1 protein-coding gene is annotated in these 314 nt (G+C 51.6%); it reads right to left on the bottom strand.

The features are described from left to right. Window positions 1-314: hypothetical protein (locus DW917_RS18015; protein ID WP_233524829.1), on the bottom strand; the 314-nt coding region annotated here is incomplete at both ends.

Genomic DNA, 314 nt, shown 5'->3' on the forward strand with positions numbered 1-314 from the left:
TCAAAGGCGATGGCATAAGGCACGCCCGTAGCCAACTCATTTGGACCACGCACGCCAGTAATGCGACCGAGGTCGTCAACATCAGTCTCATAGTAGAAGTTGTTGAGGTCACGATGCTCCTTGGCTATACCATAGCGATAGTCAAAATTGCCTTGCTCGCTGCGGTAGCCCCACGCATCGTCAATGCGCTCAACATACATGTTCATCTCAGGCTCATAGCGGTACTTGTACCACATACGCTGTCCCTTGCCGTTGGCAGGGAGGGTCTTCTGGATGATGTTGCCGTAAGAGTCGTACTTGTAATCAGTAACTGC

Origin of the sequence: Prevotella sp. AM42-24 (genome assembly GCF_003461825.1) — a bacterium.
In the GTDB taxonomy this organism is placed as follows: Bacteria; Bacteroidota; Bacteroidia; order Bacteroidales; family Bacteroidaceae; genus Prevotella; species Prevotella hominis.